General features: G+C 43.8%; 18 protein-coding genes. 12 read left to right on the top strand and 6 right to left on the bottom strand.

All coding sequences use genetic code 11. From position 1 onward, the window contains the following. Positions 1-15: 15 nt before the first annotated feature. The 4 genes from parC (at position 16) to glsB (ending at position 4,134) form a co-directional block, all read left to right on the top strand. Positions 16-2,310, top strand: a complete 2,295-nt coding sequence (parC, locus tag N480_RS13965; RefSeq protein WP_063373102.1) for a DNA topoisomerase IV subunit A — start codon at positions 16-18, stop codon at positions 2,308-2,310. 23 nt (positions 2,311-2,333) lie between these two features. Continuing rightward, on the top strand, positions 2,334-2,507 hold the full coding sequence (locus N480_RS25375; RefSeq protein ID WP_155732854.1) for a hypothetical protein: 174 nt from the start codon (positions 2,334-2,336) through the stop codon (positions 2,505-2,507). Between the two features lie 32 nt (positions 2,508-2,539). Further along, positions 2,540-3,103 (top strand): phosphoribosyltransferase, encoded by a 564-nt coding sequence (locus N480_RS13970; protein WP_063373103.1) that lies wholly within the window; start codon positions 2,540-2,542, stop codon positions 3,101-3,103. Between the two features lie 113 nt (positions 3,104-3,216). Further along, a complete protein-coding gene (gene glsB, locus N480_RS13975) occupies positions 3,217-4,134 on the top strand; it encodes a glutaminase B (RefSeq protein ID WP_063373104.1) in 918 nt (305 codons plus the stop codon). 37 nt (positions 4,135-4,171) lie between these two features. Here the strand turns inward: glsB and N480_RS13980 are convergent, their stop codons facing one another. After that, positions 4,172-5,476, bottom strand: coding sequence for an inosine/guanosine kinase (locus N480_RS13980; protein ID WP_063373105.1), 1,305 nt, complete (start codon positions 5,474-5,476; stop codon positions 4,172-4,174). A 172-nt stretch (positions 5,477-5,648) separates the two neighbouring features. On the opposite strand from N480_RS13980, the gene tadA reads away from it, so the two are divergent. After that, complete coding sequence (tadA, locus tag N480_RS13985) at positions 5,649-6,167, top strand: tRNA adenosine(34) deaminase TadA (protein WP_063373106.1); 519 nt, start codon at positions 5,649-5,651, stop codon at positions 6,165-6,167. Here the strand turns inward: tadA and N480_RS25620 are convergent. Both N480_RS25620 and mltF read right to left on the bottom strand, forming a co-directional pair. Then, a complete protein-coding gene (locus tag N480_RS25620) occupies positions 6,158-6,322 on the bottom strand; it encodes a hypothetical protein (RefSeq protein WP_196761495.1) in 165 nt (54 codons plus the stop codon). The genes tadA and N480_RS25620 overlap by 10 nt on opposite strands. Positions 6,323-6,414: 92 nt before the next feature. After that, positions 6,415-7,797 carry a membrane-bound lytic murein transglycosylase MltF gene (gene mltF / locus N480_RS13990; protein ID WP_196761496.1) on the bottom strand — a complete coding sequence of 461 codons (1,383 nt, stop codon included), beginning with the start codon at positions 7,795-7,797 and terminating at the stop codon, positions 6,415-6,417. 242 nt (positions 7,798-8,039) lie between these two features. Here mltF and purL point away from each other — a divergent pair, with 242 nt between their 5' ends. From purL to N480_RS14010, 4 genes are all read left to right on the top strand, one after another. Continuing rightward, a complete protein-coding gene (gene purL / locus N480_RS13995; protein ID WP_063373107.1) occupies positions 8,040-11,924 on the top strand; it encodes a phosphoribosylformylglycinamidine synthase in 3,885 nt (1,294 codons plus the stop codon). A 688-nt stretch (positions 11,925-12,612) separates the two neighbouring features. Continuing rightward, positions 12,613-15,165: a YdbH domain-containing protein gene (locus N480_RS14000; RefSeq protein WP_063373108.1), complete on the top strand. Its 2,553-nt coding sequence runs from the start codon at positions 12,613-12,615 to the stop codon at positions 15,163-15,165. A 12-nt stretch (positions 15,166-15,177) separates the two neighbouring features. Then, a complete protein-coding gene (locus N480_RS14005) occupies positions 15,178-15,357 on the top strand; it encodes a YnbE family lipoprotein (RefSeq protein WP_063359409.1) in 180 nt (59 codons plus the stop codon). 12 nt (positions 15,358-15,369) lie between these two features. Continuing rightward, a complete protein-coding gene (locus N480_RS14010; RefSeq protein ID WP_063373109.1) occupies positions 15,370-15,690 on the top strand; it encodes a YdbL family protein in 321 nt (106 codons plus the stop codon). Between the two features lie 51 nt (positions 15,691-15,741). Here N480_RS14010 and N480_RS14015 read toward each other — a convergent pair whose 3' ends face one another. Both N480_RS14015 and waaA read right to left on the bottom strand, forming a co-directional pair. Continuing rightward, entirely contained in the window at positions 15,742-16,287 is a 546-nt protein-coding gene (locus tag N480_RS14015; protein WP_063373110.1) for a DUF1415 domain-containing protein, read from the bottom strand. Next, on the bottom strand, positions 16,288-17,550 hold the full coding sequence (gene waaA, locus N480_RS14020) for a lipid IV(A) 3-deoxy-D-manno-octulosonic acid transferase (RefSeq protein WP_063373111.1): 1,263 nt from the start codon (positions 17,548-17,550) through the stop codon (positions 16,288-16,290). Between the two features lie 205 nt (positions 17,551-17,755). Here waaA and N480_RS14025 point away from each other — a divergent pair, with 205 nt between their 5' ends. From N480_RS14025 to hldE, 3 genes are all read left to right on the top strand, one after another. After that, positions 17,756-19,153: a capsule assembly Wzi family protein gene (locus N480_RS14025; protein WP_231102264.1), complete on the top strand. Its 1,398-nt coding sequence runs from the start codon at positions 17,756-17,758 to the stop codon at positions 19,151-19,153. Between the two features lie 62 nt (positions 19,154-19,215). Further along, positions 19,216-19,809 (top strand): D-sedoheptulose-7-phosphate isomerase, encoded by a 594-nt coding sequence (locus tag N480_RS14030; protein WP_063373113.1) that lies wholly within the window; start codon positions 19,216-19,218, stop codon positions 19,807-19,809. Further along, positions 19,806-21,254: a bifunctional D-glycero-beta-D-manno-heptose-7-phosphate kinase/D-glycero-beta-D-manno-heptose 1-phosphate adenylyltransferase HldE gene (hldE, locus tag N480_RS14035; protein WP_063373114.1), complete on the top strand. Its 1,449-nt coding sequence runs from the start codon at positions 19,806-19,808 to the stop codon at positions 21,252-21,254. The genes N480_RS14030 and hldE overlap by 4 nt, the downstream gene beginning before the upstream one ends. Here hldE and N480_RS14040 read toward each other — a convergent pair. Continuing rightward, positions 21,251-21,979 carry a 3-deoxy-D-manno-octulosonic acid kinase gene (locus N480_RS14040; RefSeq protein WP_063373115.1) on the bottom strand — a complete coding sequence of 243 codons (729 nt, stop codon included), beginning with the start codon at positions 21,977-21,979 and terminating at the stop codon, positions 21,251-21,253. The genes hldE and N480_RS14040 overlap by 4 nt on opposite strands. Positions 21,980-22,066: the final 87 nt, after the last annotated feature.

Genomic DNA, 22,066 nt, shown 5'->3' on the forward strand with positions numbered 1-22,066 from the left:
GAAGTAAGGTGTGTCATGACTGATCCACAAGCCCTGTCATTGCAGGGGATAGAACAATTACCAATGGGGCGCTTTACTGAAGACGCCTACTTAAATTATTCCATGTACGTGATCATGGATAGGGCATTGCCACATATTGGTGATGGCTTAAAGCCGGTTCAACGTCGCATTGTTTATGCAATGAGTGAACTGGGGTTATCTGCAGCTGCAAAGTATAAGAAGTCTGCGCGTACGGTAGGTGACGTATTAGGTAAGTACCATCCGCACGGCGACAGCGCATGTTATGAAGCCATGGTTTTAATGGCGCAGCCGTTTTCATACCGTTATCCGTTGGTGGATGGGCAAGGTAACTGGGGCGCAGCAGATGATCCTAAATCATTTGCTGCAATGCGTTATACCGAAGCGCGCTTATCAAAATTTTCAGAAGTATTGCTCAAAGAACTCGGTCAGGGCACTGTAGACTGGGCGCCAAACTTTGATGGCACAATGAAAGAGCCACAGGTATTACCTGCACGCCTTCCGCATATCTTATTAAATGGTGTGACTGGTATTGCTGTTGGCATGGCTACTGATATTCCACCGCATAACGTCAATGAGCTGGCAACGGCGTGCTGCATGTTGTTGGACAAGCCAAAAACGACTTTAGAGGAATTGCTGGAAGTTGTTCAAGCTCCGGATTACCCCACCGAAGCTGAAATTATTACGCCAAAAGATGATATTCGTAAAATCTATACGACTGGCCGTGGGTCAATCAAGATGCGTGCTGTGTATCAAGAAGAGCAAGGCGAAATTGTTATTACGGCATTACCGCATCAAACGTCTGGCGGAAAAATACTAGAGCAAATCGCCGCCCAAATGACAGCTAAAAAGCTGCCAATGGTTGCGGATTTGCGCGATGAGTCTGACCATGAAAACCCAACGCGAATTGTTGTCGTACCGCGTTCAAATCGTGTTAAAGCTGAGCCTCTAATGGCACACTTATTCGCGACGACCGATCTTGAGAAAAACTATCGTGTAAACCTCAATATGATTGGGCTTGATGGGCGTCCACAAGTTAAAGATATCCAGCAAATCCTTTCTGAGTGGCTGATATTCCGTCGTGAAACTGTGCGCAGAAGGCTACAGTATCGTTTAGATAAGGTCTTGGCTCGCTTGCATATTTTAGAAGGCTTGATGGTTGCTTTCTTAAACATTGACGAAGTGATTGAGATCATACGTAATGAAGAAGATCCGAAAGCAGAGTTAATGTCTCGCTTTGGATTGTCTGAAACACAAGCCGAAGCGATTCTAGACTTAAAACTGCGCCACCTAGCAAAGCTAGAAGAAATGAAGATCCGCGGTGAACAAGATGAGTTAAGTAAAGAACGCGATAAGCTAGAGTTAACATTGGGTTCTGAGCGTCGTATGTCGACGTTAATGAAGAAAGAGATCCAAGAAGCGGCTGAGCTTTATGGTGATGAAAGACGCTCCCCAGTGATCGAAAGGCAAGAAGCTAAAGCGCTTAGCGAGAAAGATCTGATCCCATCCGAAGCGGTTACTGTGGTGCTTTCTGAAAAAGGTTGGGCACGCTTTGCTAAAGGTCATGAGATTGATGCTGAGGGATTAAACTACCGTTCTGGGGATAGCTATAAAGCCTCAGCCAAAGGTAAGAGCAACCAGCCCGCGGTCTTTTTGGACAGTTCTGGTCGCGCCTTTGCAACAGATGCACATAGTTTACCGTCAGCGAGAAGCCAAGGTGAGCCGATGACTGGCCGATTTAACCTCGCAGCTGGGGCTAATTTTGAACATGTCGTTATGGGCGAAGAGCAAGAGTTGTATTTAATGGCCACTGATGGTGGGTACGGCTTTATTACAGAATTTTCTGATCTCGTGAGCAAAAATAAAAACGGTAAAGCGCTAGTAAGCATTCCAAAAGGTGCTGAGTTAATGGCGCCAATTGCCGTTAATGATGTTGCTACTGACCGCTTGATGGCAATTTCGAATGAAGGTCGTATGCTGTTGTTCCCGCTTAGGGATTTACCCAAATTGGCCAAAGGCAAAGGCAATAAGATTATTTCTATACCGAGTGCCAAAGTGCAGGCAAGGGAAGAGTTTGTGAAAGTGCTGGCAGTCGTCCCAGAGGGTCGTGCCGTTACGTTGTATGCTGGTAAGCGAAAGCTCACTCTTAAGCATTCTGATCTAGAACACTATTTTGGAGAGCGCGGCCGACGAGGTAACAAGCTGCCAAGAGGCCTACAACGTGTCGATAACTTTGAGATTGAGTTCTTAGAAACCGAAAATACCAATACTGAAGGCGATCCAGAAGCTTAGCAGCCAACGAGAGAGCGGGTCCTATGACCCGCTTTTTTATTGTGATTTCTATGATTGATGATGAGCACATTGTCATCACTTTCTCGCTAACCTGTCATTTTGCTGTAAAAACCCTGATGTATGACAAGCAATTTCTATCTGAGTCGGCTAGAATACACGGTTATAAGTTATTCTTGTTCAGAGTGACATCTAACTAAGGTGACACTCGCACTGACAATACGGGGTTTTTATGTCTGAGAAGTGCTACATTACAGCGCAACAGTTACTAGAGGATTCTTTCCGTCTAGCGGCTCAAGTTTATGAAGATGGGTTCCGTCCTGATTTTATTATTGGCATTTGGCGTGGGGGCGCACCTATTGGGATCGCTGTGCAAGAGTACTATGATTACAAGGGCATCGAAACAGATCATATCGCGGTTCGTACATCTTCTTATTACGGCATTGGCAAGCAGTCAAAAGAAATTAAAGTACACGGGCTACATTACATCATTGAAAATGCCAATGCTGGCGACTCCCTCTTAATTGTCGATGACGTTTTTGACTCTGGTCGCAGTATTTATGCATTACGTGAAAAACTTGAAGAATTGATGCGTTTGAATCTACCGAAAGACATTCGAGTTGCTTGCCCATACTACAAGCCTACCAATAAGAAAGTACCTATGACGCCTGACTATTATATTCACGAGTCTGACGAGTGGTTAGTCTTTCCACATGAGCTGTCTGGGTTAACGCCTGACGAGTTAATTGCTGGTAAGTCAGATCTGGCTAACATCAAAGATCTGTTTACTAAGTAATTACTAGGTTGAAAATATGAGCCGTCGAAAATTTGTCTTTTCGGCGGCTTTTTTATGGCTGCGAATAAGTGCATTTGTTACACTCCGGCCATTGTGATTTATGCCTATTTTGTATGACAGACTACCAATCAATTTTAGACCGTACCGTGTCCCATGTGCAGCCTTTTTTAAGGCAAGGTCAGGTCGCAGACTATATTCCTGCATTAGCAGAGCAGCAACTCGGCCAGTTTGCTATTGCGATTCAAGCCCAATCAGGTGAAACCTATTGTGCCGGCGCATGTGAAGCTATGTTTACGGTGCAGTCGGTGTCTAAGGTGATGACTTTGACGCTTGCTTTACAGCGTTATGGAGATGAGTTGTGGCAAAGGGTTGGCAAAGAGCCATCAGGAACAGCTTTTAACTCTCTTACTCAGCTTGAGTTTGAAAATGGTATTCCAAGAAACCCGTTTATTAATGCTGGTGCAATTGTGACTTGTGATGCGCTGTACTCCCGTTTGAGTGCGCCTATTCACACCATGCTTGAAAGCTATCGTATGCAAACTGGTAATCCAAAGCTATCTATTAATAAGGTTGTTGCTCAGTCTGAATATGAGCATCGTTATCGCAATGCAGCAATGGCATATTTGATGAAATCATTTGGCAACTTTAATAATGAAGTTGAAGAAGTGCTTTGGTCATACTTTAACTTCTGTGCCATTGAGATGAATGTAGCGGAATTGGCGAAGTGTTTTTCCTATTTGTCTAACAGCGGTGTTTGTACCCAGACAGGTCAACAAATTCTGCCTGCAAAGCAAGTAAAGCAACTAAACTCTTTGTTGTTCACCAGTGGCCTGTATGATGCAGCGGGAGACTTTGGCTATCGTGTTGGTATGCCCGGAAAGTCAGGCGTGTCTGGTGCGATAATCGCGGTTGTACCTGGGCGTTTTACCATAGCGGTGTGGTCGCCGGGTCTTGATAAAGTAGGGAATTCTGTTGCAGGAATTGCGGCGTTAGAATTTCTTGCTGAAGAGCTCGGCACAGCGATCTTCTAACGCCACTCAAAGCGCGATGACTTTCGCGTTTTTTAGTTTACTGATCCCAGTAAGATTGCTCTAGAGAGTCTTCTCTTTCTGGGAGGCCACGAGATAACCTTGGGGAATGCTGCACTAAAACTTCGAAACTTGCGCGATTAGCATATTTACTAATTTGCGCTAACGAAGAGTAAGTAATTGCTGCTTGTTCATGCTTGGCTGAATTAGGCACATTTAAGCGGTGGTAAACATTTGCTGATAAGTCGTGTAAAACAGCTGCTAATGCACAGTCACCCGCACCATTGGTATTCTTAATCGTATCTGGCCCACCCATGTAAGGGGCTGTATGACTATAAACTCGGACAGGGTTGTCGCAGTGGGACTTGCGCATTGCGCGAGAAAATTCATAGCGATTAAATTCAGGGATAGCACCTGGCAAAAGCGGATACTCTGTCTCTCGCTTCATCTCGTCTTCAACATAACCTGCCATATAAAGCCCAGTTGGACCCGCGGTGCAAATAACTAAGTCCACCCAATCCAGCGCTTTATCGGCTGCCATTAACGGATCATCAAACCCTGTAATTGCCTCGCCTTCTTCTTCGTTCATAGCAAGAATATCGACATGCTTTTCGACGAATTCAGCCCACCACTGAGGGTCCTGTTCGATCAAAAATTTAGTACCAAGTGTAAGTACTACAGGGACACCAGCTTGGTTTGCATATTCAACTGCTTGCATGGTGGCTTTTGTCATCGTTTCATCCCCTTTGGTACGCATAAGGTATGCGCTGATCACCAAAGCTGACGCGTTTTCGATCAATGACTGGCTGATAGATTCAGGCTTTAGGTAGTTCATCAAGCCAGCGCTGATAGCAAAAGTTCTCTCTCCACTGTCGTCGATCAGGGTGAAGCAACGACCAATAGGGCCTGCTACCGGTTGCAAATGATCTAAGTCGACTCGGCTAGAAGTATTGCATAAAAACTTATACGCATAGCTGCCTATCTCAATGCGCTCACTCATAACGCCTAGCAATACAGAGCGGTCGTCTGCTAAGACTGAGTAGTTGTGCATGGTGTTACCAATAGTTCCGCCAGCAAATTCGTAATCAATCATGTCATCACGCTTTAAACGCTCGTAGAGCGCATTGGTGACATCATTGTCTATGACTTGTGACATACCACGTTGAAGATGAAACTCATCTAAAAACGCTTGGTCGACTTTGGCTTCAATATCGACAACTATTTGATCAATGCCGCATATGTAGTTGCGTTTTAAACGATCTTCAGCATTTAAGTGGTTGATAAGTGGGTCTTTATCTTCCACTGGAAAATAATGTTTATGCCTACGGTGTCCCGGAAATTTCATGTTTTACCCGTGTGTTATGAGCTCATTAAATAAAAAAAGCGGCGAATTATAGCCTAATTTTATATCGCGGAGCCATGGTAAATTGGTAATTTTAGCAATAATTCTGTAACCAAGCGGTTTCTCCAGTTTGAACTGGTATACTAAAGTCCAAATTTACATTGCAATATTGAATATGACTGCCCAAGAGCAAGATGAGTACTGGATGCGCCAAGCGCTAAGCTATGCGGACAAAGCCGAAGCCGAAAATGAGATTCCCGTTGGCGCTGTGGTTGTTCAAGATGGTGAACTAATCGCGGCGGGCTGGAACCGCTCGATTGGTCATCATGACCCTTCGGCACACGCTGAGATGATGGCTATTCGTGAAGCTGGTAAAAAAATAAAAAACTATCGCCTCATTGATTGCACGCTATATGTCACTTTGGAGCCTTGCCCAATGTGTGCTGGCATGTTGGTGCATGGGCGTGTTAAGCGGGTGGTTTATGGTGCAAGTGATGCTAAAACAGGTGCAGCGGGTTCTGTAATGAACTTATTGCAAGAACCGCAATTAAACCATCAGCCCGAAGTCACATCTGGTGTGCTTGCCGAAGAATGTGGAAAGAAGTTATCTAGCTTCTTTAAGCGCAGACGTAAAGAGCACAAAGCGGCAAAAAAAGCACGCCAAGCGCAACAGGCTAATACGGCTCAAGACTGAGCCGCTTTGGTATCTGCCGCTAATTGGAGTAGTGAATAAATACGGCGGCGCAATAAGATTTTCTTGTGGATGTTTTTAAGCATGACTCGGCGACGATTAGGATTGGTGTTGCGAGTATTGCGTTTAAATTGATGAGTTCGACGTCTTCTAAGCATCAGAACCTCCTTTGTGAGAGAGAAAAAACTTACGCGTGACAGAAATACCTGTTTATTGTGACAGGCTTATGACAACGATGCTGGGATGCAATTTATTCGCCAGAACTGAAAGGGAGCGCCCCGTTTTCGTCTAACCAGACTAGAGCGTCAAAGTAGCGACGTATGTTATCAACGTAATGTACCGCAACATCGCCACGCGCATATCCATATCTTGTGCTTCGATAGTAGCGCTTTTTTGTCAACAGTGGTAGTCGTTTTTTAACATCGGCCCAACTGTTTGGATCGCCCCCCTGTTGAGCAGTTAATTTTAATGCATCCCGCACGTGACCCATACCTACGTTATACGCAGCTAGTGCTAACCAAGTTCTGTCAGGGTTGGTGATTTCATCGGGGACACGAGAAATTAGATTGGCAAGGTAACGGGCCCCTCCGCGGATATTTTGCTCAGGTTTTAATCGATGTTTAACGCCCACGCTTTTGGCGGTACTTTGCGTAAGCATCATTATACCTCTAACTCCCGTAGGAGATTTTGCTCTCGGGTTCCACATTGACTCCTGATAACTGAGCGCTGCGAGCAGTCGCCAGTCCAAGTTGTACTGCTTAGAGTATGTTTTAAACCACTCGGCATATTTTGGAAGTGTTTGTTTACTCGCCTCTACAAAAGCGACGGTGTTAACATAATTAAACCGAGTTACGTGCCCAAAATACTTTTCTTCGAGTGTTGCTAGTTGACCGCTATATTGTACTTTCGCAAAAAATGGCATAAGTAGCGCAAATAATGAGTCGTCTGCTTGTTGTTTCATTACCCAAGCTATCGGGTCCGATTGTGTAACTGAGAAAGCAATACTCAAATTAGGATGATAGCGACGAAAAAGCGCCAGAGAGTGAGAATCTACGATTGTATAATCAATTTCATCATTGAGGATACCCAGTAGGAGTTCCTCTTGATCAAGTAGAGTCGTGGTTTGCCAGTTCAAATTGGGGTTATCAACTTTCGCCTCTTGCAGTGACAGCAGGTGGTGGCTATTTGCCAATACCGTAACGGGAGCATCAAGCTGACCATAGTGCCTTGGTCTTGATTTCCCCTGTTTATACACCAGCTTTTGGCTAATCTCGCGATAGTAAGGCCCAAAACGAAAGTTTTTTGCGCGACTCGAATGATAGCTTATTCCCGACGCGATAATGTCTATTTGGCCTTGTTCTAAACTTTCAAATAGTTTTTCTAAATTAAAAAAAGGGATTATTTCTAATTTTACGCCAAGTTCTTGGGCAAATGCGCCTGCCAGCTCAAACTCAAATCCCTCTTCTTCCGTAGAGCCTTGATAATAGGTTGCAGGGCCCACTAAAGTGCCGACTTTAAGCTTGTTGTTTGCTTTTACTTGCTGCAATTGATTAGGTGGCGTTTTGTCACACCCTCCAAGTAGTGTGAGCACGATGCAAACTGTGACTAAGCCAAACAACCTCAAAATTACCATAACGCTCCTGATTCATTTATTTCTGAGTCTTAAGACATCTTTGCAAACTGTCTTGTTAGAAGTTGAAAAACAAAGAGTAAAGATCAAAAAGTATCCTCTAAATCTTATGCTCTCAGTTCTATGTAAATTTGTGAAGAGGGTTTTTTTCGATAAATGACAATTTTGAGTTAAATCTGTGCGCCAATTCGACTATAATAGCGGCCCAAAATATCGTTCAATCCTTAACCCCGGATGAAATATCTATGTTAATCCTACGTGGTGCACCTGCACTTTCTGATTTTAAAGTCCAAAAGATACTTAAAAGCTGCGCGGATGCAGAATTACCTGTTACTGGTGTTTATGCCGAGTTCATGCACTTTGCTGATTTAACTGCTGAACTTACAGAAGCAGAATTAGACAAACTGAGCAAGCTGTTAACGTATGGGCCAACTGCCGTTGAACATACGCCAGAAGGCGCACTAGTGTTAGTGACTCCTCGCATCGGTACTATTTCACCATGGGCATCAAAAGCGACCGATATCGCTAATAACTGTGGCCTTGATAAGGTGCATCGTGTTGAGCGTGGCATCGCATATTATGTTGAAGGCGACTTAAGCGCTGCGCAATTAAATGAAGTTTCTAAGCTACTTCATGATCGCATGACGGAATCTGTACACAGCCAATTAGAAGATGCTGGGCAGTTATTCCGTGTTGAAGAGCCGCGCCCAATGTCATCTGTAGATATTCTTGGCGGTGGCCGAGAAGCACTTGCTACTGCAAACGTAGAGCAAGGTTTTGCATTGGCTGATGATGAAATTGATTACCTAGTAGAAAATTTCACTAAACTAGGTCGTAACCCGAACGACATCGAGCTATTCATGTTCGCACAGGCGAATTCAGAGCACTGTCGTCATAAAATTTTCAACGCTGATTGGACAATCGACGGTGAGCAGCAGCCTAAGTCGCTGTTCAAAATGATCAAAAACACATTCGAAACGCACCCAGAAAACGTACTGTCTGCGTATAAAGATAACGCGGCAGTAATGAAGGGCTCTAAAGCAGGGCGTTTCTTCCCAAATAAAGAAGGTGAATACAGCTACAATCAAGAGAACATTGAAATCTTGATGAAGGTTGAAACCCATAACCACCCAACGGCAATTGCGCCGTTCTCGGGCGCATCGACCGGTTCTGGTGGTGAAATTCGTGACGAAGGCGCAACAGGTCGCGGTTCTAAGCCAAAAGCAGGCCTAGTTGGTTTTACCGTATCTAATCTTCGTATTCCTGGTTTTGAGCAGCCGTGGGAAACTAACTTCGGCAAGCCTGGTCGTATCGTTGATGCTCTAGACATCATGATTGACGGCCCTCTAGGTGGCGCGGCGTTCAACAACGAATTTGGTCGTCCTAACCTACTTGGTTATTTCCGTACTTACGAAGAAAAAGTTAACAGCCACAACGGTGAAGAAGTTCGTGGTTACCACAAGCCAATTATGCTTGCAGGTGGTCTAGGTAACATCCGTACCGAGCATGTTCAAAAAGGTGAAATTCCAGTAGGTGCTAAGCTAGTGGCACTAGGTGGCCCTGCGATGAACATTGGTCTTGGTGGTGGTGCTGCATCATCAATGGCTTCTGGTCAGTCAAACGAAGACCTAGACTTTGCTTCTGTACAGCGTGAAAACCCAGAGATGGAGCGCCGTTGCCAGGAAGTTATCGACAAGTGTTGGCAGCTAGGCGACGAAAACCCAATTGCGTTTATCCACGATGTGGGCGCGGGTGGCCTTTCAAACGCATTCCCTGAGTTAGTAGACGACGGTGGCCGTGGTGGTAAATTCCAACTACGTAACATCCCGAATGATGAGCCGGGCATGGCACCACATGAAATCTGGTGTAACGAGTCACAAGAGCGTTACGTACTTGCTGTAGCGGCAGAAGACTTTGCACGTTTTGAAGAAATCTGTAAGCGTGAGCGTGCACAGTACGCTGTAATTGGTGAAGCAACAGAAGAGCGTCACTTAACGGTTGCGGATAGCCACTTCGACAATAACCCGGTAGATCTGCCGCTTGAAGTATTACTTGGCAAAGCACCTAAGATGCACCGTGACGTTGAGTCGAAGCATGTATCTGGTGAAGCACTTAAGACTGACAGCATCGACGTTGAAGAAGCTGCTAAGCGTTTACTTCGTCTACCAACAATTGCTGAGAAAACTTTCCTTATCACGATTGGTGACCGTACGGTTACTGGTTTAGTTGCACGTGACCAAATGGTTGGCCCTTGGCAGGTACCAGTAGCAAACTGTGCTGTAACAGCAGCTGCGTTTGACACATACCACGGTGAAGCAATGTCAATGGGTGAGCGCACACCTGCGGCACTTCTAAACTATGGTGCATCTGCACGTTTGGCAGTAGCAGAAGCGTTAACTAACATTGCTGGCGCAAACATTGGTGGTCTTGAGAACATCAAGCTATCTGCAAACTGGATGGCTGCAGCGGGTCACCCAGGTGAAGACGCAGGTCTTTACGAAGCAGTAAAAGCTGTGGGTGAAGAGTTATGTCCAGCACTTGGTCTAACTATCCCAGTTGGTAAAGATTCAATGTCAATGAAGACAACATGGCAAGACGACGGTGAAGATAAAGCGGTTACTGCACCACTTTCTCTAGTTATCACTGCATTTGGCCGTGTAGAAGACATTCGTAAAACAGTAACGCCTCAGCTTCGCACTGATAAAGGTGACTCAAGCTTAATCCTAGTTGATTTAGGTGCCGGTCAGAACCGCATGGGTGCATCAAGTCTTGCACAGGTTTACAAGCAGCTTGGTGATAAGACGCCTGACGTTGATAGCCCAGAGCTATTAAAAGGCTTCTACAACGCGATGCAAGCACTTGTGGCTGACGAGAAGCTACTTGCTTACCACGACCGTTCAGACGGTGGTTTATTCACTACCGTAGCTGAAATGGCATTCGCAGGCCGTACAGGTGTCACTGTAAACCTTGATAGCCTAACAGGTTCTGACATCGAAGCGCTTTATAACGAAGAGCTAGGTGCAGTCATTCAGGTTCGCAACTCTGACCTTGCAGCAGTTGAAGCTGTGTTAGCAGGTAACGGCCTTGCAGCAATCAGCCACACTATCGGTGCATTAAACACAGAAGATAAAGTTATCTTCAACCGTGGTGGTGAAGCGGTACTTGCAAATACACGTACTGAACTACGTACTATTTGGGCTGAAACGACCTATAAGATGCAAGCACTTCGTGATAACCCTGAGTGCGCTAAGCAAGAATTTGATGCTAAGTTTGACGAAAAAGATCCTGGTCTTAACGTAGAACTAAGCTTCGACTTAAACGAAGACGTAGCTGCACCTTACATTGCAACAGGTGCTAAGCCTAAGATGGCAATCCTTCGTGAGCAAGGTGTTAACTCACACGTTGAAATGGCAGCCGCATTTAACCGTGCAGGCTTTGCAGCAGTAGACGTACACATGAGTGATATCCTTGAAGGTCGCCTAACGCTAGAAGAGTTCAAGGGTCTTGTTGCATGTGGTGGTTTCTCTTACGGTGACGTATTAGGTGCTGGTGAAGGTTGGGCTAAGTCGATTCTATTCAATGACATGGCACGCGACCAGTTCCAAACATTCTTTGAGCGTCAAGACACGTTCAGCTTAGGTGTGTGTAACGGTTGTCAGATGTTATCAACATTGAAAGAACTTATCCCAGGCACTGAGCACTGGCCACGTTTTGTAACCAACAAGTCAGAGCGTTTTGAAGCTCGTTTCAGCCTTGTTGAAGTACAAGAAAGCCCGTCAGTCTTCTTCCAAGGTATGGCTGGTTCTCGTATGCCAATCGCAGTATCTCACGGTGAAGGTCATGCTGAGTTTGCAAACGACGCAGCAGTAAAAGCAGCATTGGAGTCTGGCACGGTCGCGGTTCAGTACGTTGATAACTTTGGTAATTCAACAACGCAATACCCGAACAACCCGAATGGTTCTCCAGAAGGTATTACAGGTATCACGTCAACAGATGGTCGCGCAACAGTAATGATGCCGCACCCAGAGCGTGTATTCCGTGCAGTTGCTAACTCTTGGCACCCAGATGAGTGGAAAGAGGACAGCCCTTGGATGCGTATGTTCCGTAACGCACGCAAGAACGTGGGTTAACCGAGCGGATTTTAACTTTTGAAAAGGGTCACTTAGGTGGCCTTTTTTATTGCTTTATAAAAGCTACTCTTGGCAGCGATATCCGTAACAAGAGTGGAAAGAGGGCTGCCCTTGGATGCGTATGTTCCGTAACGCACATAAGAATGTGGGTTAACCGAGCGGATTTTAACTTTTGAAAAGGGTCACTTAGGTGGCCTTTTTTATTGCTAGTGGCAAGCTCGCTTAGGCGTCGCCTTAACCTGTTGGTATAGAGTTGGTAGCGGTTGTGGTTGTGGTTGTCAAAATATTAAAGGAACTTAACTTGTTAAGTTCCTTTAAGTTCCTACTTTTCATGACTTCAAGTTGTAGTCTTTTACGAGTCGCTATTGGTGGAGTGTCGTCCGTCTTCAATATTGCAGTGTTTTTGACGATGAGCACATTTTCGGAAGGGATGAAGGTGGCTTCACACCCAGTTAGTGTGATGCTTAAAAGCGCAGTTAAGATAATATTACGTAACAACTTTATAATTCCTTTGATATTTTTTATGAGGGCGAGCAACAGTCGCATTTAAATTATAGGAAACTTAAATTTTATTTCAGTTGTAGCAAGCGCTTAGGCTATTTTACAACTTCTTACTTAGTTCTACATTACATTGCAGCAATGATGGCTTAAACTAACAGCCTTAAGTCGCTAAATTATCTAGGATCGAATGCGCCGCAACTTTATCTTCGCTGCGATGGCTTTGCTATTCGTTGTTTTTATTACTTTTGTCTTTAGGGTGCCGCTAAGTTTGGCGGTTGCTAAGTACTATCTACCTCAGGGGCAACTCACTTGCTTAGATTGGTCATTATCAGGACTTATAGAAGTCACAGTAGATGAAGTGTGTTTTGAAAGTGATGATATTTTGGTGTTAGGCAAAGACATTGCGATATCCACAGAGCGTTTAGATGCTGATTTGTTAAGCATCACGCACAAACGGCGGCAAAAAGATGCACAAGAAAGTGCAATGCAAACGCTAAACTTGCCACTTCCAGAACGCCGACCTCTGGTTAATGTCGTTCATCTAGATATTAACTCCCCGTTGTTGAAGCGACCTTTGCAGTTGTCGGTTAAAGAAACTCAGTTGAACCGATTTGAGGTAGCGGGAGAGCTCTTGGCGGGCATAGAAATCTCTCCTCAACGAGTGAAAGCTCAGTTTGAACTGCACAGTGCGGCCATTGCACATTACTTACCAGAACAAGTTAATCAGCTGGCAGGTACTTTCAACTTATCGACGGATGGTGTGATGGTTAAGTATGAAACTGAAGTTGAGCTGAGTGCTCACTATCAAAAAGACAAACAATGCCAAGTTGATGTTGTGAGTAAAGGTCAACTATCGGGGAGTTGGCACCTAAATGACACACAAGGTGGAATCGATGCGTCTAGGCTACCTTTACAGCTTGACGCTTCCCGCTGTGCCGATTTTATCAATGCGCAGTCGCATGTGCCTAATGGTACGTTCAGTAGCCAGTGGGTTGCAGCTTTTGATTCAAATCTCGAAATTAGCCAAGCAGAGGTATTGATTCCTCAACTAACTTTGTCTGATTCGAACAGTGATTCTGAGGTTCAAGTTCACGCTTTTACTTTCAATTATAACAACCTAGCTGCAAAAGGCCGTTTGGATGTTAACCATCACTCTGAGGTTTTTGGTTTGGTTGCATTACAATCCTCTTTTTTATATGAACCTCTATCGACACACATATCTGGTGATTGGATAGTAAGCAATGCATTTCTTGTAATACCAAGTAACCTAAAGCTTACTGACTTAGTTAGCCAAGGGGCATTTACATTAGCTGGTGACCCTTCACAGGCTCTTAACTTAGAAGTGAATGCGCAGTTTACTGCCAGTGAGGTTAATGTTCAGGATATACAGCTGGACAATACTGAATTAAACATTGATAGCGCATCAGTGATACACCTAACTCGTCTTAGCATGCAACATGCTCTTCCGATACAGATAAATGAAATAAACACCCAACTCAGTGCACAGAAATATAAACTACAGACACTATCGGGTAAGCATGTGCTCTTACAGACGCATGCAGAGCTCAGCGAATCAGGAGATCTTTTAGCTAATACTGAGCTAGACATAGGCTCGTTTAAAATGAGGGAGATAAGAGGAAAAGATATTAATCAAACGTCAATAATTTCGGGCAAAGTCACAAGTCAAAAGATTAATGCCAGTATCGATGGCGAGATGCATTTGGGGCTAATAGCAAATCCAAATCTGTCGTTTCGCGACGCCGTATTGACGACTTCCGGCAGTATTCAAGATGCTGTAAAACTCAAGCATATAGCTCATTTAGAAGATTTTGAGTTTAGCATTGACCACATTTTGGATGGAGAGCTGAACCAAGTGTTGTTAAATGTACCCGAGCAGAGCTTTATGACACTGCAACCTTTCGTTAGTCAGCTAGCACCTCAATTACAGCTGAGTGAAGGCTTTATATCTGCTGAGGTTGCTGGAGATTTGGCGACTCAAAGCTATCAGTTTAAAGCCGACTTGAAAGGTGGTGGGGTTTTGTATGACTCCCACTATCTGCATGGTATTAACTTACCTGTTATGGGAAAGTTCAATAATGGGCAGTTGGCACTTTCTGAGACTGTGCTCGATATAGAGGAAGTTCGTTCAGGTGCTGTCCTTACAGATGTGTCAGCAAAACTGTCATCAATGAATAACACGCTGATCCTAAGCGATGCTAGAGCGACAATTTTTGATGGCGAAATCACTGCACAAAAATTTAATTTATCTAAGGGTGATCAACGCTTTTTAATCGAGGCGCACAATTGGGACCTTGCACTTATATCAGAAGCCGGAAAAAACGCGGGTGTTGAGCTTCGCGGGCGTGTCTCAGGCAAGCTACCCGTTTCTATTGAGCAAAGCGCGTTTGAGATTACAAATGGTAAGTTAACTAACATTGATGTGGGCTTTCTAAGTATCGAAAATAATGAGTCAGTTGAAGCATTAAAGTCGCACCAAGCGGGTATAGATACCGCATTTAGTTTGTTAGAAAATCTAGAAATAGAAAAGTTATCGAGCGATGTTGCTTTGTCACCTGATGGTTGGCTAGATTTAGCTGTAGAAATTGTAGGTGTTAATGAGCAGGCACAGCAACCGATAAACTTTAATTACACACATAGTGAGAATATTTTTCAATTGTTTAGAGCATTGCGTTTAAGTGATGAGATAACGAATGAAGTAGAGAAAGCATTAAATAAATAGGAGCAAGAGAGCATGAAATGGATGCTAACCTTGATGCTGGTTGTGTTGACGTCAGCATGCACGCATAAAGTGCAAGTAGAGACGAAAGAGCCAATCACTATCAATTTAAATGTTAAAGTGGATCACGAAATCCGCGTAAAAGTAGATAAAGAGCTAGATGATCTGTTTAGCGAAGACAGTGAATTATTCTAAGGGAGCCTAAACATGAAAGCTAAAATGATTTTGACAACAATTGCGGCAGCCTGCTTGAGCTTTTCAGTGATGGCAATGACCATCAATGAAGCGAAAACGCAGGGCTTTGTGGGTGAGAACTCAGCAGGCTATTTAGGTGTGATCAAGGGTTCTGCTAGTGTGAAAAAACTTGTTGCGGACATAAATAAAAAGCGCAAAGCGAAATATCAACAACTCGCGAAGAAAAATAAAATTAGCTTGGCACAAGTTGAAAAGCTTGCTGCGGAAAAAACCTATAAAAAAACCTCATCAGGCCACTTTATTCAAGTCAATGGCAAGTGGGTCAAGAAATAAGCATACTGCAGCGCCCATGGGCGCTGTTTCTTTTTAAAGTTTGAAATACAGTTATTTGTGAGCGGTGCACTGCGATAGCAGCTGCTGCCAAAAAGCTTCACCTTTACGCCTTGCGAGTCGTATATTATTGTCGGGAATAGACTCAGGATCATCATATTGTTCTAAGGCCATGGCCATACTGTCTTCACGAATAAGGTGAAGTGTTGGATAGGGCGCACGATTGGTATAGTTGGCCGGATCGGCCTCATCGCTGTCAGCAAAGACATAATCAGGGTGAAAGTTAGCTATTTGATACTTACCTTCAAAACCTTGCGCACAGAGCATTGCATTGGCAAGATCAACAAGGTCTAAAAAGTCATCAAACAAGGTAAACCCCTCTGAAAATATTAACAGTGTAGTTTCTCGTTCAGGGAGAGTGTTTAGTTCAAAGCACTCTTGCAGCATTTCCATTACGGCATCCTCATGTGAGACCGCTGAACTCACTTGATAGTGAATGGATTGCTGTTCCACTTCCTTTTTTGCAAACGGGCAAAAGTTATACTTTACAATCACTTTACTTACCCAGTTTTGCATAGAATTAATAACGTGCTGAGACATTTACTGCTCCAAAAGTGCGTTGATAACTTTAAGGGTTCGGTTAATTGCCCCCTGGTTTTTTGCCAAACACGTAAACGCATTTTGGCCTAGTGTTTGAGCGGATTGAACATCGCCTAGATAAGAGGTGACCTGTGTTGCAAGCTCTTTTTCATTTTGGCACAGGATAGCGCCATTCATGGCCATCAGTTCCGGATAGATATGCGAAAAATTATAAGTGCTTGGTCCACTGATAACCCCAATTGCACTAGCTGCGGCTTCAAGCGGATTGTGGCCGCCGCGTTCAATTAAACTGCCGCCGATAAATGCAACCGATGCGCCACCATAAAGAAACTTGAGTTCACCTAGTGTATCGGCGAGCATAACTTGGCAGTCTTTTTCATACGAAGAACTGCGGCGGCTGTACTTAATGTTTTCGCTCGACAGAATATGAGCTACGGGGTCAAACTGCTCAGGGTGACGTGGCGCAATAATCAGTAAGGCGTTAGGATGCTTTTGCAGGATTAATTGATGAGCTGCAATGACTTGTTCATGTTCATTAGGATGTGTAGAGCCCGCTATCCAAACCGGTCTGTCACCAATTTGTGTTTTTAACGCATTTAGTTTGAGTTTGTCTGCATCGTCGATGTGAATATCAAACTTGATCGAACCTGTGAGCTGCACTCGACTAGCATCAAGCCCCAGAGCAATAAAACGGCGACTATCTTCTTCGTTATGACTGGCTAATACATCTATGTGTTTCATTAACTGGCGGCTCAAGGAGGCAAAGCGTTTATAACCTTGGTATGACTTTTCGGATAGGCGCGCATTTACCACGGTTACGGGGCATTGATTTTGCTTAGCGTAATAAAATAAATTAGGCCACAGCTCAGTTTCCAGAACAATAAGCAGTTTGGGCTTAACCATTTTAATGAACTTTCTTGCTGCGAACGCGATATCAAGAGGCAAATAGCACATATCAACCGTGTCGCCAAATTGCTTTTGGATCTCAGCTCTACCTGTTGGCGTATTGCAGGTGATCAGTAATCGCTCGTTTGGATGAGCATGTTGGATGCGCTTAATAAGTGGTGAGGCTGCAAGTACTTCCCCAACAGAAGCGCAATGCATGACAATTGAATTCTTTGTGGTTTTATTTTTTACACGGCCAAACCTTTCGCCAAAGTGCGCCCTATAACCGGTGTTTTTTTTTCCTCTTACTTGATACAGGTAAAAGGCAATAAATGGGCTGAGCAATAGCAACAGCAAGGAGTATAGGTATCTGGTCATAGCGATAGGTAAAAAATAAAAGAGTATTCTAACCCGCTAACGGGATAATGGAAATTGCTATAACAATTTTACACATAACCGCGCGTGCTCAAAAGCTGTAAATTTGCTAGTATTCGGGCCCTGTTGTGATTTCAAATGAATTAAAATGTTGTCAACTTATAAAAGAGTATTATTTGCTGTTTCTTTTTTAGGGCTTAGCTCGACAATGGCACTAGCAATGCCAACTGCTTATCTACCGATTGGCAAAGATAAGATACTTGAGTATCAAATTGAAAAAATGTTTACCATGACTGCTATTACCCCAATGAGCAAGCCATATCGCATTACAGAAATAAACCAACATATCGCTAAGCTTGGCAAGATTGATCCTGCGCTGCAAGCGAGTATTCGTGCTCGTATTGCACCTTATCTTGAAAGAGATGCCATTACCCGACGCGGCGTTAAATTACGTATCGATTCTGGCGAAGAACAAAAACTTGCCAATGATAGAGGTAACCACTCAAGTGAATATGCTGAACTCTCTCTAGATGGCATATATAGAGGAAGTGATAACTCTTTGATGCAGTTAGGTGCAGAGTATAGAGTCGAATCTGGCAAGCTCGTACCTTATAATACGTTTTACGCTGTGGGCGGGGAAAATCTACAACTTAACCTTGGATATAAGGAACATTGGTTTTCTCCATTCAAACATTCTGCAACCATACACTCTAATAATGCACAAGCGCCGCTATCAGCTTCTATTGGCTTGAATTCACCACTTAGAAATTGGTGGAACTTTGACTTTGAAGTATTTTACTCTGAGTTAGAGCATGTAGAAGATGGCATTCTATATCAAAAAGAAATGCATGATGGCACGCCTCGATTAGCCGGAACACATATTAGTATTGAGCCAATGCAGAATTGGAAGGTAGCTATTAATCGAGTGATGCAATTCGGTGGTGGGCCCAGAAAGGTTGGCTTTAAAGACGTAGTAAAGGCATATTTTGACCCTGCGGGCAATGACAACAGTGGGGTAACCGGTAGTAAAGATAATGAACTTGGCGACCAGTGGGCCAGTGTAACGACCTCATTTAAAACGAGTTGGTTGACAACGGTTGAGTGGTACCTTGAACATGGTGGCGAAGATACTCGAGAGCATAAAAACTATTTATTTGGTAATAACGTAACTAGCTTCGGTGTCTATCTACCAAGCCTTACCGACGACTTCTCTTTCAGATTCGAGCATACTAATCTGCACAGTCTATGGTATGTAAACGAAATTTATGCCAAAACAGGGAACAGTATCAATGGTTTTGTTATCGGAAATTCCTTGGCAAACAACAGAACATTTAATGATGGGGTACCTTCAACGAGCAATGTGCTAGAGGTAACCTATTCAGAGAGCTTAGATTCAATGTGGAATCTAAAGTTAACAAGTGTTCAAAATAAGAGTGGATATAAAAATGAGTTGGGTGGCGTAAGCGATAATTACGAGAATATGCGTGAACTCAAATTATCAAACTCGAGAAAAATTGACAGCTACCAAGTAGAAACAAGCCTGACTTTAGGTAAAGATGTGTATGGTGATAATTACACATGGCTTTCAGTCAATGTATACTGGTAAAACACGGGTAATCAAAGAAGTTAGGCCCAGTATTTGGGCTAATAACAATATTAAGGATCACTATGTCAGTTAATGACCAAATAGCAAATAGCTACTTAGACAGCTTGAACCGCCATATGGCACTGTTTACGAATATGGCAAACTACCATGAAGAGTCGGTGGAGTTGCTTAAACAATGTCAGAAAACATTGCAAGCTGGCGGGAAAGTCATTTGGTTTGGTAATGGCGGAAGTGCGGCTGATGCGCAACATTTGGCTGCAGAGTTTGTGGTACGTTATAAATTAGAGCGTGGGCCGCTGGCCTCAATTGCATTGACAACAGATACCTCTATCTTAACCGCGCACAGTAATGACTATCATTTCAACACTGTTTTTGAAAGACAAGTACAAGCACTTTGCAAGCCTGAAGACTTAGTGATTGGTCTAACAACCTCGGGCACAAGTGAAAATATTAATTTAGCTTTAGCTGCTGCTAATGAGATAGGCGCATACACAGTCGCATTGACTGGTCGTGAAGGTGGTGTTGTAAAAGATATTGCTAAGTTACCTATCATTATAAACTTCGATGAAACAGCGAGGATCCAAGAAGCGCACATGTTTATTGGACATTGGTTATGTGAAGCTGTTGACTTACTGATTGCGGAGCAAAGCAAATGAACCTAAGTGCCTTACAAAACCTTAACAATGCAAATGTATTAGTTGTTGGTGATGTGATGCTTGATCGGTATTGGCATGGTGATACGGGACGGATTTCTCCTGAAGCACCTGTGCCTGTGGTCAAGGTTAGTAGCTTAGAAGATAAAGCTGGTGGTGCTGCAAACGTTGCAAAAAATATCGCTCATTTAGATGGAAAAGTAGGCCTGTTAGGCCTCATCGGTAAAGATGACAACGGTGCTAAACTAAATGAAATCCTTCAATCTCAAAAGATTGACTCGCAGTTGGTTGTGATTGATGAGCTGCCAACCATTGCCAAAATGCGCGTTATTAGTCGACATCAGCAAGTTGTGCGCTTGGATCTTGAAGAGCCGTTTGAAGTTGAGCATAGTCAACTGTTAACCAAGCAGTTAGCGTCGGTGATAGAAAATTACGACTTTGTCTTGTTTTCTGACTACAACAAAGGTGCACTTGCTAACATTCAGGAAATGATCCAAATTGCTAAAAATGCAGGTAAGACCGTACTCGTAGACCCTAAAATGAGTGATTTGTCTTATTATAGAGGCGCTGACTTCATTACCCCTAACTTAAATGAATTTAAGTTAGTTGGTGGTGATGCAACGACCGAACAAACGTTAACAGACAGTGCTCGAAAGCTTATTTCAGAATCAGGCATCAAGGCGATGTTACTAACGCGCTCGGAGCAGGGGATGTCATTGATCACAGAAACTGAGAAGCACGACTTTGCGGCTCAAGTACTGGAAGTGAGTGACGTAACAGGCGCTGGCGACACAGTCATCGCGACTTTAACAACGATGTTAGGCGCTGGCATGAATGCCAAAGATGCGGTTGAGATGGCTAATCTAGCAGCAGGTATTGTGGTTGGTAAATTAGGGGCTGCTACCGTATCGCCTGAAGAGCTAAGTGCTAAGCTAGGGCAATATTTAAAAGATACTGGTGAGCACTACCAAACACCTTTCGAAGATGTGTTACAGCATATTGAGTTTGCTAAGCAAAATGGCGAAACAATCGTCTTTACTAACGGTTGTTTCGATATTTTGCATGCAGGTCACGTGAGATACCTTGCACAAGCAAAAGCGATGGGTGATAGGCTAGTTGTTGGCCTTAACAATGATGATTCTATAGCACGATTGAAGGGCGCAGACCGTCCAATAAACCCTCTAAATGAACGAGCGATGGTATTGTCAGCGTTGGCCTCTGTTGACTGGGTCATTCCATTTGGCAAGGTTGAAGAAAATGATACACCAGCCAAGCTTATCGCTTCTATCAGTCCTGACATTTTAGTGAAGGGCGGAGACTACAAGGTCGAGGAGATTGCAGGCGCCGACCACGTCTTGGGCCAAGGTGGTAAAGTAGAAGTGTTGTCTTTTTTGGACGGTTGTTCCACTTCTAATGTAATTCAAAAAGCGCGCTTAACTAAAAACTAGTGAGTCTCTAATGCAGTCTGGTAGGCTTTTATTAAAGTCTGCCAATCTGCATCTGTAAAAAAGAAGGTCGGCCATTTTCCTGCTTCTTTTTTAAAAGAACGATGTAGCCTGTCTATGTTAGCTTGTTGCCACTGCTTATCCAGCTCTCGTATTGCGCCTTTATCAAAATCGATTAGATAAACTTGACCTGTTTGATCAAAAAGGATGTTGTTGATGTTTAAGTCATCATGATAGACACCTTCGCGATGGAATTGTGCGATTGTGCGTCCAACAGAGGTTAAAACGTGTTCAGAGGGCGCTTGCTGTCGTAACATCTCACATAAGCTCTGCGCGCCGTGCACGGCTTCTGTAATAATATCTGCGCGATAAATGCCTAACTTTACTTCGACATATGCCGCGATGGGTGTTGGTACTGGTAAGTGTAGTGCATGTAGCTCTGACAACAGCAGGAACTCTTGATAAACGCGAGTATTCTCCAACCCCGTATAAAGGTACTGATCTGACAACAGCTTGCCGATTAAACCGCCGCGCCAATAGTGTTTTAATACAGCTATCTTGTCTTTGTGATAGTTGATAAACCATGCGGCTGCTCTGCCTTGCTTACTCGTAACAATTGCATTTTGGTTGCGCCAATATTGAGCTTTAAACCACTCAGAGTGGATATTTAGCGTGGAGTGTTCTGGCAAGAGCAAGTACTGGTTATTCGTTTTTTCTACCTTGAGCATGATTTATTTAACAACAGGAAATATGCGGCAAGTTTAGCGACTTTTTGCCCAGAGTAAAATGGACAAGTGTTGCAAATCAGGATGATT

The sequence above is a fragment of the Pseudoalteromonas luteoviolacea S2607 genome (assembly GCF_001625575.1).
In the GTDB taxonomy this organism is placed as follows: Bacteria; Pseudomonadota; Gammaproteobacteria; order Enterobacterales; family Alteromonadaceae; genus Pseudoalteromonas; species Pseudoalteromonas luteoviolacea_E.

Bases quoted from the DNA above. Each gene is read 5' to 3' on its own strand.
- N480_RS14005 (WP_063359409.1), top strand. From the start codon at position 15,178: ATGAAATGGATGCTAACCTTGATGCTGGTTGTGTTGACGTCAGCATGC.
- N480_RS14000 (WP_063373108.1), top strand. From the start codon at position 12,613: ATGCGCCGCAACTTTATCTTCGCTGCGATGGCTTTGCTATTCGTTGTT.
- N480_RS13970 (WP_063373103.1), top strand. From the start codon at position 2,540: ATGTCTGAGAAGTGCTACATTACAGCGCAACAGTTACTAGAGGATTCT.
- N480_RS14025 (WP_231102264.1), top strand. From the start codon at position 17,756: ATGGCACTAGCAATGCCAACTGCTTATCTACCGATTGGCAAAGATAAG.
- N480_RS14015 (WP_063373110.1), bottom strand. From the start codon at position 16,287: ATGTCTCAGCACGTTATTAATTCTATGCAAAACTGGGTAAGTAAAGTG.
- hldE (WP_063373114.1), top strand. From the start codon at position 19,806: ATGAACCTAAGTGCCTTACAAAACCTTAACAATGCAAATGTATTAGTT.
- N480_RS25620 (WP_196761495.1), bottom strand. From the start codon at position 6,322: ATGCTTAGAAGACGTCGAACTCATCAATTTAAACGCAATACTCGCAAC.
- waaA (WP_063373111.1), bottom strand. From the start codon at position 17,550: ATGACCAGATACCTATACTCCTTGCTGTTGCTATTGCTCAGCCCATTT.
- N480_RS25375 (WP_155732854.1), top strand. From the start codon at position 2,334: ATGACCCGCTTTTTTATTGTGATTTCTATGATTGATGATGAGCACATT.
- N480_RS13980 (WP_063373105.1), bottom strand. From the start codon at position 5,476: ATGAAATTTCCGGGACACCGTAGGCATAAACATTATTTTCCAGTGGAA.
- N480_RS14010 (WP_063373109.1), top strand. From the start codon at position 15,370: ATGAAAGCTAAAATGATTTTGACAACAATTGCGGCAGCCTGCTTGAGC.
- tadA (WP_063373106.1), top strand. From the start codon at position 5,649: ATGACTGCCCAAGAGCAAGATGAGTACTGGATGCGCCAAGCGCTAAGC.
- N480_RS14040 (WP_063373115.1), bottom strand. From the start codon at position 21,979: ATGCTCAAGGTAGAAAAAACGAATAACCAGTACTTGCTCTTGCCAGAA.
- mltF (WP_196761496.1), bottom strand. From the start codon at position 7,797: ATGGTAATTTTGAGGTTGTTTGGCTTAGTCACAGTTTGCATCGTGCTC.
- N480_RS14030 (WP_063373113.1), top strand. From the start codon at position 19,216: ATGTCAGTTAATGACCAAATAGCAAATAGCTACTTAGACAGCTTGAAC.
- glsB (WP_063373104.1), top strand. From the start codon at position 3,217: ATGACAGACTACCAATCAATTTTAGACCGTACCGTGTCCCATGTGCAG.
- purL (WP_063373107.1), top strand. From the start codon at position 8,040: ATGTTAATCCTACGTGGTGCACCTGCACTTTCTGATTTTAAAGTCCAA.
- parC (WP_063373102.1), top strand. From the start codon at position 16: ATGACTGATCCACAAGCCCTGTCATTGCAGGGGATAGAACAATTACCA.